Raw genomic sequence first — 7,982 nt, forward strand, 5'->3', positions numbered from 1 at the left:
TCCTTTGGTATTAACTACTAAGAATACACTAGTAATTAATCAATTAGCTTCTGCGATTACAATTATAAACCTACTTATGTAATATATCAAGTAAAAGCATAGTTAACAATATAATAAAAGTTAAATTACATTATAAATAAGTAAATATTATTTATCAATAAACAAACTATATAGTAATAGTAACCATTACATTTAAGATTTAGTCATAAAAACAATAAAAATATCTACTTTCGACAAACATTTATGGTATAATCACACTATGATTATTTACAGGAGGGCATAAGATGAGGGCAGAGCTTATTAATTCTTTTCTAAAGGCTGGTCAAGATGTAATTAAGCAAATGACTGGTATTAACATGGAAATTGAAAAAACCTATATAAAAAAGCCTTCTGATAATAACAATATAGCTATTGTTATTGGTTTAAAGGGAGAGCTTGAAGGTATAACAGCCATAAGTATGGAGGAACCACTGGCAATGAAAATGGCCTCTATAATGATGGGTGGAATGCCAGTTTCATCCTTAGATGAAATATCAAAAAGTGCTGTTACGGAGCTAGGCAATATGATTCTAGGTAATGCCGCCAGTTTACTATATAATGATGGTTTTAAAGTTGATATTACAACCCCACAGCTAATAGAAAACGTAGCTATCCAACATTCAAAGGACGTTCCAATAATATCTACCATAATGAAGGGTGATATAGGAAAGATTGAAGTGGAGGTTGCCATAAGAGAAATGAAAAAATAATTAACTTGAGGTGAAGGGATGCTAAATATAGTTTTACATGAACCAGAGATTCCACAAAATACAGGTAATATTGCAAGAACATGTGTAATTACCAACACTGTTTTACATGTAATTGGACCTACGGGGTTTTCTATGGATGAAAAGCATCTAAAACGAGCTGGCTTAGACTATTGGAATCTTTTAGAATTTTATTATTACGATAGCTATACCCAGTTTGTCGAAAAGAACCCAAATTCCCTAATTTATTATGCCACAACAAAGGCTACAAAGGCTCATTCGGATGTTGAGTACAAGGATAATGCATATATTATGTTTGGAAAGGAGACAGCAGGTATTCCAAGGGAAATATTAGAGGCTAATAAGGAAAACTGTGTAAGAATACCTATGTTAAACATAAAAGAGGCTAGATCCCTAAACCTGTCTAATTCTGTAGCTATAGTTTTATATGAGGCCCTAAGACAGTTAAACTACCCTAGTATGAGATAAGTAAAAATATACATTTAATTAAAAATATCTAGAGCTTAACATAGGATGCTTCCAAAGGATTAGCAGATGGAGTGTTTTATGTTTTAGTTTTTTTAAGGTTAAAAAGTTGAATTTAACCATAAATTAATTCTATAATAATATTAATAACAGGCAGGATTCATTATAAATTTATTGAATTATATATTATAAGAATAGTAGGAATAAATTGTATGTATTAACTATATTTGCAACATAAAAGATACTAATAGAGGGAGGTTGTTGAATGAATAAAATCCAAATAGTTACAGACAGTATGACAGATGTACCTAAAGAGATAGTAGATAAGTATAATATTATAGTAGTGCCTTTAACGATACATTTCGGAGATACAGAATATAGAGACGGGATAGATTTGACCAACCAAGAATTTTATGAAAGGCTCATGAAAACTAAGGAGCTACCAAAAACCTCACAGGTACCGCCTAAAAAATTTTATGATGTTTTCAAGGGTATAATTGATGAAGGAAAAGAAGTAATATGTATCAATGGCTCAGGTAATGCCAGTGGAACCTACCAATCTGCCTTAATAGCAAAGGAAGATTTAGAAACAGATAAGGTTGAAGTGTTTGATTCCTTAGGCCTGTCCTTTGGAGGAGGGCTACTAGTCTATGAGGCAGCTAAATTGGCTGTGGCTGGAGGCAATAGAAGAGATATAATGTCTCGATTAGCTGAATTAAAGCCGCTAATTGATCATGTTTTTACAGTAGACACCCTTGAGTTTTTGAAAAGAGGAGGAAGACTAAACCCTATGAAGGCTGTTATTGGTGGACTACTAAATATAAAGCCTATATTAACAGTAAATGATGGATTGGTTGAACCTTTAGACAAGGTTAGGGGCAGTAAAAAGGTATTTGCAAAAATGATAGAGCTGGCAAAGAATAGAGGTGGTGATTTTTCAGATAAGACAGTGGCAATAGCCCATGCCAACAATATTGAAGCCTTTAATAAGCTTAAAGACCAGGTGGAGAAAGAGCTTAAGCCCAAAGAAGTTGTCTTAACAGAGGTGGGATGCACTATTGGTACCCACGGTGGACCAGGCACCTTGGGGATGTTTTATTATAGATAGTGGTATTTTTAACAAATATTTAGATAATTTTGAAAAACTTTTATCAAAAAATATTTATCTTTTTCTAAATAAAGTGGTTGCCTTTAGATGGTTTTATGTATTATAATATCTATGAAGCAAGGAATGAAAAAGTTATCATTGATAATTTTTAAACAAAGAACTGAAAAGCTACTGGAAGATAAATGCGGGAGAGACTCAATAAGCGTTATTGAGCGCCGAAGGAAGAAGCTTGGTGATTCGCCATTACCTAGTGAATATCTCAGGCAAAAGGACCGTATTTGGACAGTACTCTGGAAAGCGTATTTGCACCGAAGGAGCAATTCCTAAACAGGAAGAATCTCTCAGGTTAATAAACAGAGTTAACTGATGGCAACATAAGGCGTTGACATAAGTTTTCTCTGTTTTTGTTTTGCATATTTTAGTTTAATAATGGGTATATCTATCGAAAGGTTTAGTTCCTTTACATATAAAAGAGGTGTTATTTTGAAGGCAATTATTATTACAAATAATCCAATGGTTTTAGAAGAATATAATAGCATTTATGAGGTTGATTTTATAGAGGATTCGTTAATGGCTGTTCTTTTAAAAACCAGAGATAAAATACATGAGGGGCATCTTCTTTTAAGTCATCCTCTATCTGGCAGTGTTAAACCTAATGAAACTATATATAAAAGTGTTATTTTTTCAAAAGATAAGGGGAAACTAGATATGGATTCTCTTTATATAATTGAGTCCAGCATCGAAACTGCAAGAAAATTTATAAATACAAAAAAGCCTCCTACATGGAGCAACAAAACCCTAGTAGATTTTCAGGAAATCGATTACACCTTGATTACCAGTGGAATTGAAAGCATGACTCAATTCAAGTAACTATGCTGCTTTACTCAAATTAATTTATATATATTATCAAAATGCTAAGGAGTGAAATGGATGGAAAATATCTATGATGTTGTCATTATCGGAGCAGGTCCAGCTGGTCTTTCTGCAGGTCTTTACTCTGCAAGAGGTAAAATGTCTACATTAATACTTGAAAAAAGTAAGACAGGCGGTCAAATAGCCACCACTGAAGAAGTGGCTAATTATCCTGGCTCTATAGAACATGCATCTGGGCCCTCACTTGTTGCTAGAATGGTTGACCAATGCAAGGAATTCGGGGCAACTATTGAAAAGGACACAATTAAAGAAGTGAAGCTAGATGAAAAAATTAAGGTTTTAGTTGGAGAGAAAAACACATATAAGGCTAGAAGTGTAATTGTAGCACCAGGTGCAAGCCCAAGATTATTAGATGTACCAGGTGAAAAGGAGATGACAGGTAAAGGTGTATCCTATTGTGCAACCTGTGATGCTGATTTCTTTACAGATTTCGAAGTGTTTGTAATAGGCGGTGGAGATTCAGCTGTAGAAGAAGCTATTTTCTTAACGAGATTTGCTAGAAAGGTAACTATTGTACATAGAAGAGACGAGCTTAAGGCGGCTAAATCAATTCAAGAAAAAGCCTTCAAGAATAGTAAAATAGATTTCATGTGGAATACTACAATACAAGAGATTAAAGGTGAAGGCCTTGTTGAGGGAGTTGTATTTAAAAACCTTCAAACAGGAGAAACTCAAGAATACATGGCTAATGAAGAAGATGGAACCTTTGGTATATTTGTGTTCGTTGGTTACATTCCACAAACCCAGATATTTAAGGGAATACTAGATATGGATGAAGCTGGCTACTTTATTACAGATGATAACATGAAAACCAATATCCCAGGTGTGTTTGCAGCAGGAGATTGTCGTGTTAAATCACTAAGACAGGTAGTAACAGCTGTTTCAGATGGTGCTATTGCTTCTGTACAAGCAGAGAAGTATATAGAAAATAATTTTCATGAATAGAAATATCACTAATCTTTGTAAGGAGGTGAAAGGAATGATAGCAGTTGATAAAGAGACCTTTGAAGCTGAAGTACTTAATGCTGATGGCTATGTACTGGTTGATTTTTGGAGCGATGGATGCGAGCCATGCAAAGCTTTAATGCCAGATGTAGAGGAGCTTGAAAAGCAATTTGGAAATCAAATTAAATTTGTAAAACTAAACACAACTCAAGCTAGAAGATTAGCTATTAAAGAAAAGGTTCTTGGACTACCTACTATTTCTATTTATAAGGATGGAAATAAAATTGATGAGGTTACAAAAGAAGAAGCTACAAGAGATAATATTGAGGCAATGATTAAAAAGCATGTGTAGTTGTAATTGGCCTATAATATTAAATATAGGCCTTCTATAAAAAAAGGGAGGTGAAGTTTGTGCGATTAGAATTAGGTAATATTTATATTAACGATGTTAAGCTTTCTGATACAACTAAGGTTGAAAATGGAGTGCTTTACGTTAATAAAGAGGAAATGCTTAAAGAAATTGGTGGAGATGAGCATATAAAGAGCATTGATCTTGAACTAGCTCATCCTGGTGAAGAGGTTAGAATTACACCAGTTAAGGATGTAATCGAGCCAAGAGTTAAAGTTGAAGGTCCAGGAGGAATTTTTCCTGGAGTATTAAGTAAGGTTGATACTGTAGGATCAGGTCGCACACATGCATTAAAAAATGTTGCAGTGGTTACTGCAGGAAAGATTGTTGGTTTCCAGGAGGGCATCATTGATATGACAGGTCCTGGAGCAGATTACACACCTTTCTCAAAAACCCACAACGTTGTAGTTTTAATTGAGCCAGTTGAAGGGTTAAAGCAGCATGAGCATGAGGCAGCATTACGTATGATTGGTTTTAAAGCAGCAGCATACCTTGGTAAGGTGGCTAAGGATTTAACTCCTGATGAGGTAAAGGTTTATGAAACTGAACCACTATTTGAATCAGTGAAAAAATATCCAGACCTACCAAAGGTAGGGTATGTATATATGCTACAAACTCAAGGATTATTACATGATACCTATGTTTATGGAGTAGATGCAAAGAAAATAGTACCTACTATTTTATACCCAACTGAAATTATGGATGGGGCTATAGTAAGTGGAAACTGTGTTTCTGCATGCGACAAAAACCCAACCTATGTTCATTTAAACAATGGTATTATTGAAGATCTATTTGAAAAGCATGGTAAAGAAATCAACTTTGTAGGTGTTATAATTACAAACGAAAATGTTTACCTTGCTGACAAAGAGAGATCCTCTAACTGGACAGCTAAGCTTTGCAAATATTTAAGCCTAGATGGAGTTATTGTATCACAGGAAGGGTTTGGTAACCCAGATACAGACTTAATTATGAACTGCAAGAAGATTGAAAACGAAGGAGTTAAAACTGTTATAGTAACCGATGAATACGCAGGACGTGATGGTGCATCACAATCACTGGCAGATGCAGATCCTAAAGCAGATGCTGTTGTTACAAATGGTAATGCAAACGAAACAATCGTGTTACCACCTATGAAGCGTGTTATTGGAACTACAGAGTTTGTAGATGTAATTGCAGGGGGCTTTGATGGTAGCTTAAGACCAGATGGAAGCATTGAAGTTGAAATTCAAGCTATTACAGGTGCAACAAACGAAACTGGTTATGTAACCTTGTCATCTAAAGGTTATTAATCTAATAGAAAAAAACTATGAAAGGGTGGTAGGATATGTCTTTATTTGACGGTAAAAAAATAATCGTTATAGGCGATAGAGACGGAATTCCAGGTCCAGCCATCGAAGAATGCCTAAAGACTACAGGTGCTGAAGTAGTTTTCTCAGCAACTGAATGCTTTGTCTGAACGGCTGCAGGAGCGATGGACCTAGAAAACCAAAATAGAGTTAAGGGTCTTACAGAGGAGCATGGAGCAGAAAATGTTGTTGTTGTTCTAGGAGCAGCAGAAGCAGAAGCAGCAGGTTTAGCTGCAGAAACTGTAACCAATGGTGACCCAACTTTCGCAGGTTCATTAGCAGGAGTCCAGTTAGGACTTAGAGTATATCATGCAGTAGAGCCAGATTTCAAGAATGCAGTAGATGCAACAGTTTTTGATGACCAAATAGGTATGATGGAAATGGTTCTTGATGTTGATTCTATTGTTGAAGAAATGACAAATATTAGAAACGAATTTACAAAATACTAAGAATAGTAATTTTAAAAATATTACTTCCCAAAAAATTCCGAGAGGGGGGAAACTATGAGTAAAAAAATTGTCCATTATATTAATCAATTCTTCGCTGGTGTAGGTGGAGAAGAAAAGGCTGATATTAAGCCTGAGCTTAAGGAAGGTGTTATTGGACCAGGAATGGCTCTAAACACTGCATTAAAAGGCGAAGGTGAAATCGTAGCAACCATCATCTGTGGTGACTCATATTTCAATGAAAATGTTGAAGAGGCTAAGGCAACCATTTTAGAGATGATAAAGAAATATAATCCAGATTTATTCATAGCAGGACCAGCTTTTAATGCAGGTCGATATGGTGTTGCGTGTGGTACTATAGCTAATGCCGTTCAGGAGGAGTTAGATATTCCTGTATTAACCGGTATGTATATTGAGAATCCAGGGGCAGATATGTTTAAGAAAAGCTTATATATCGTAGAAACTGGCAACTCAGCAGCTGCAATGAGAACAGCAGTACCAGCAATGGCAAACCTTGCATTAAAAATATTAAAGGGTGAAGCTATTGGATCTCCTGAAGAAGATAAATATATAGCTAGAGGTATTAGAAAGAACTACTTTGCTAAAGAAAGAGGTTCTAAACGTGCCGTAGATATGTTAATGAAAAAGCTTAAGGGAGAAGAATTCAAAACAGAATATCCAATGCCTGATTTTGATAGGGTTGAACCAAATCCAGCTGTGAAGGATCTAACAAAGGCCAAAATTGCTCTTGTTACTTCTGGAGGTATTGTACCTAAAAAGAATCCAGATAGAATTGAGTCCTCCAGTGCATCGAAGTATGGTAAATATGATATATCAGGATTCAACGATTTAGCAGAGGCAGATCATGAAACTGCACACGGTGGATATGACCCTGTTTATGCTAATATTGATCCAGATCGTGTATTACCTGTTGATGTATTAAGAGATCTTGAAAAAGAAGGAGTAATTGGTGAATTACACAAATACTTCTATACTACAGTAGGAAATGGTACATCTGTTGGCAACTCTAAAGCCTTTGCAACAGAGTTTGCAAAAGAATTAAAGGCTGATGGTGTAGATGCTGTTATATTAACCTCTACATGAGGCACCTGTACACGTTGCGGTGCAACAATGGTAAAGGAAATAGAAAGAGCAGGTATACCTGTAGTACACATTTGTACAGTTGTTCCAATTTCATTAACAGTAGGTGCCAATAGAATAGTTCCAGCTATTGCTATTCCACATCCACTAGGGAATCCAGCACTGGATGCCAGTGAAGAAAAGAGCCTTAGAAGAAAGATTGTAATGAATTCATTAAAGGCTTTAACAACAGAAGTAGAGGGACAAACTGTATTTGAAGAGTAAGCTTTAAGTGCCAACTCTTCAACTACTGGCTACCTTTATATGAAATAGATGGGCACCCTGTGTGCCCATTTATTTAATTAAATATAATTGCTTTATTAAAATAGGAGGTGCAAATAATGTCAAATGCAGTAGTAAAGGGTGCAGGATATGTTTTAGTACATGCACCAGATATGATTATACACAATGGTACAACTCAAA

The 7,982-nt window shown here is 35.3% G+C and carries 9 protein-coding genes and 2 riboswitches; all 9 genes read left to right on the forward strand.

The features are described 5' to 3' along the window. The first annotated feature begins 284 nt into the window (after positions 1-284). The 9 genes from F8154_RS11205 (at position 285) to grdB (ending at position 7,784) form a co-directional block, all read left to right on the forward strand. On the forward strand, positions 285-749 hold the full coding sequence (locus tag F8154_RS11205) for a chemotaxis protein CheX (RefSeq protein ID WP_151861709.1): 465 nt from the start codon (positions 285-287) through the stop codon (positions 747-749). Between the two features lie 18 nt (positions 750-767). Continuing rightward, complete coding sequence (trmL, locus tag F8154_RS11210) at positions 768-1,235, forward strand: tRNA (uridine(34)/cytosine(34)/5-carboxymethylaminomethyluridine(34)-2'-O)-methyltransferase TrmL (protein ID WP_151861710.1); 468 nt, start codon at positions 768-770, stop codon at positions 1,233-1,235. A 262-nt stretch (positions 1,236-1,497) separates the two neighbouring features. Beyond that, positions 1,498-2,340, forward strand: a complete 843-nt coding sequence (locus tag F8154_RS11215; RefSeq protein WP_151861711.1) for a DegV family protein — start codon at positions 1,498-1,500, stop codon at positions 2,338-2,340. A 175-nt stretch (positions 2,341-2,515) separates the two neighbouring features. After that, a riboswitch (glycine riboswitch) is annotated at positions 2,516-2,625 on the forward strand. Positions 2,626-2,627: 2 nt separating this feature from the next. Further along, positions 2,628-2,700, forward strand: a riboswitch (glycine riboswitch). Positions 2,701-2,823: 123 nt separating this feature from the next. Next, positions 2,824-3,210: a GrdX family protein gene (locus F8154_RS11220; protein ID WP_243141239.1), complete on the forward strand. Its 387-nt coding sequence runs from the start codon at positions 2,824-2,826 to the stop codon at positions 3,208-3,210. 60 nt (positions 3,211-3,270) lie between these two features. Beyond that, complete coding sequence (gene trxB / locus F8154_RS11225; RefSeq protein WP_151861712.1) at positions 3,271-4,218, forward strand: thioredoxin-disulfide reductase; 948 nt, start codon at positions 3,271-3,273, stop codon at positions 4,216-4,218. A gap of 34 nt (positions 4,219-4,252) precedes the next feature. Beyond that, the gene (gene trxA / locus F8154_RS11230) at positions 4,253-4,570 is read left to right on the forward strand and encodes a thioredoxin TrxA (protein WP_151861713.1); all 318 of its coding nucleotides are present in this window, start codon (positions 4,253-4,255) and stop codon (positions 4,568-4,570) included. Between the two features lie 59 nt (positions 4,571-4,629). Further along, positions 4,630-5,916 carry a glycine/sarcosine/betaine reductase component B subunit gene (locus F8154_RS11235; protein WP_151861714.1) on the forward strand — a complete coding sequence of 429 codons (1,287 nt, stop codon included), beginning with the start codon at positions 4,630-4,632 and terminating at the stop codon, positions 5,914-5,916. A 35-nt stretch (positions 5,917-5,951) separates the two neighbouring features. Continuing rightward, positions 5,952-6,422 (forward strand): glycine/sarcosine/betaine reductase complex selenoprotein A, encoded by a 471-nt coding sequence (grdA, locus tag F8154_RS11240; protein ID WP_151861715.1) that lies wholly within the window; start codon positions 5,952-5,954, stop codon positions 6,420-6,422. Positions 6,423-6,476: 54 nt separating this feature from the next. Beyond that, positions 6,477-7,784: a glycine reductase complex selenoprotein B gene (gene grdB, locus F8154_RS11245; RefSeq protein WP_151861716.1), complete on the forward strand. Its 1,308-nt coding sequence runs from the start codon at positions 6,477-6,479 to the stop codon at positions 7,782-7,784. Positions 7,785-7,982: the final 198 nt, after the last annotated feature.

The organism is Alkaliphilus pronyensis (assembly GCF_009017275.1).
In the GTDB taxonomy this organism is placed as follows: domain Bacteria; phylum Bacillota; class Clostridia; order Peptostreptococcales; family Natronincolaceae; genus Alkaliphilus_C; species Alkaliphilus_C pronyensis.

Coding starts and splice junctions, on each gene's coding strand:
- trmL (WP_151861710.1), top strand. CDS start 768: ATGCTAAATATAGTTTTACATGAACCAGAGATTCCACAAAATACAGGT.
- trxA (WP_151861713.1), top strand. CDS start 4,253: ATGATAGCAGTTGATAAAGAGACCTTTGAAGCTGAAGTACTTAATGCT.
- trxB (WP_151861712.1), top strand. CDS start 3,271: ATGGAAAATATCTATGATGTTGTCATTATCGGAGCAGGTCCAGCTGGT.
- F8154_RS11215 (WP_151861711.1), top strand. CDS start 1,498: ATGAATAAAATCCAAATAGTTACAGACAGTATGACAGATGTACCTAAA.
- F8154_RS11205 (WP_151861709.1), top strand. CDS start 285: ATGAGGGCAGAGCTTATTAATTCTTTTCTAAAGGCTGGTCAAGATGTA.